Below are 1,810 nucleotides of genomic sequence, written 5' to 3'. Positions count from 1 at the left end.
CCCCCCCCCGCAAATTGGCGGCAACCGCCGCCCGGTTTGCCTCACTGATACCGGCATCGAGGACGTGGAACCTGATTTCCGTATCGGGATGGGCCGCTTCCACGCTTTTTGCCGCAACGCAAAGGTATGCGGCATAGTTGTCGTCTGCCGCAAATACGATGTCCATCTCTCCTCCTTTTATTGGAAAGGCACAATAATTTTGCCGATTAACTGTTCGCGCCTTTGCCGGCGTTTTTCCCTTTCCCTGCTGATTTTGGTCAAGGCGCGGATCAGGCGGTGTTTGAATGTGTTGGCAGGGGAATCGCGCCTTTGCTGTTTGCGGTTCAGGAGGCGGTCGTGTTCGATCAGGCTGCCCAATGCGCTGTTTTGGTCGTGAAACTTGGCATAATGCAGCTCTTGGGCGCACAAGGCGGGATTGAGCTGGCAAACCGGCATTCCTTCCCTGTCGTCAGGGTTGCCGAACATCATCCAATCGACGGGGTGCAGCCCTTCAGACGGCAGGGCGGCAAACCTGTCCAAAAAGAAACGCATCGCCTTTCGGGAAATAATATAACCCGCCGTCCCCCAGTGTTCGCTTTCCAACAGCGGGAAGGCGCGCCCGCAGTAGTCCGCCACGCCGGAGGGCGAGGTCAGGACGTGCATAAACATCGTTTCCAAGCGGACGATAAAGGCGGAATCGGGGTCAAAGCGTTCTTGCAGCCAAGCGTCTTCGGCAAGGAATTTCTCCGCGCCTTCGCCGAGTAAAACGTCGTCCTCAAATACGGTGATATACGGCAGACCTTCGTCCAATGCCTGTTTCCACAATACGGCGTGGCTCATAAAGCAGGCTTTTTCCACTCCGCTCAAATAGGGGTGCGCCGACAAGCCGGGGACGAGTTCCGCCATTGCCTGCTCCAGCCTTTCAGACGGCATCAGTGCGTCGAAAAACTGAAACGGGATGCCGCGCGCGCCGAAGGTATCGGCAATGTGCGCCCTGCGCTCTTTGGCGGAAGCCAGGCTGATAACGTGGTTTTGCATAATTTATCCTGTTTTTTGTCTGTTGGATAAAGCGGCGTTTTTCAACGGTTTTTCAGCAATCGGCGCAAAATGCCGAAGTATTGCCTCAAGGTAAACAGCCGCCGCATCCTGCCGTCTGCCGCAAAATCCAGCCACGCGCCGGCGGGCGGCGTGTCCGTCCGTTTGAAACATTGGTACAAAAACCGGCGGGCGCGTTCAAAATCTTCTTCCGGCAAATGTTTCTCCAGCAATTCATACGCTACTGCTTTTATTTGGCGGTATTCAAGGCTGTCAAACCGGGTTTTAAAACCCATAGACTGCAAAAAATCGTTTCTGGCGGTTTTTTGGATGTCTTGCGCGATTTCGTGTTGGCGGACGCTGTGTTTGGATGAAACCTGATTGGCGTGAAGGCGGTATTTGACCAAGGCTTCGGGATAATAAGCCAGCCTGCCCAATTTGCTGACATCGTACCAAAATTGGTAATCTTCCGCCCAATCCCGCTCGGTGTTGTAACGCAAACCGCCGTCAATGACGCTGCGCCGCATAATCATCGTGTTGTTGTGTATGGGGTTGCCGAAAGGAAAAACGGCGGCAATGTCTTCGTGCCGGGTCGGCTTTTTCCAAATTTTGCCGTGTTCGTGGTGCCGCGCCAGCCGGTTGCCGTCCTTTTCTTCCGACAAAACTTCCAGCCACGCGCCCATCGCAATGATGCTGCGGTCTTTTTCCATCTCGCCCACGATTTTCTCAATCCAGTCGGGGGCGGCAATATCGTCGGCATCGGTGCGCGCAATATATTCCCCCCCCCCCCCCCTTT

The 1,810-nt window shown here is 54.9% G+C and carries 3 protein-coding genes; all 3 read right to left on the bottom strand.

Annotated elements, in window-relative coordinates:
• Positions 1–166: glycosyltransferase (locus Q9J79_RS10420; RefSeq protein ID WP_021438156.1), on the bottom strand; the 166-nt coding region annotated here is incomplete at its 3' end.
• An 11-nt stretch (positions 167–177) separates the two neighbouring features.
• On the bottom strand, positions 178–1,017 hold the full coding sequence (locus tag Q9J79_RS10275) for a glycosyltransferase family 25 protein (RefSeq protein WP_301911205.1): 840 nt from the start codon (positions 1,015–1,017) through the stop codon (positions 178–180).
• Between the two features lie 41 nt (positions 1,018–1,058).
• Positions 1,059–1,810: glycosyltransferase (locus Q9J79_RS10270; protein WP_304717653.1), on the bottom strand; the 752-nt coding region annotated here is incomplete at its 5' end.

It is taken from the genome of Neisseria viridiae (assembly GCF_962747995.1).
GTDB classification, from domain to species: domain Bacteria; phylum Pseudomonadota; class Gammaproteobacteria; order Burkholderiales; family Neisseriaceae; genus Neisseria; species Neisseria viridiae.
Note: the sequence above shows the minus strand (reverse complement) of the source record. Positions and strands in the feature narration are given on the sequence as shown.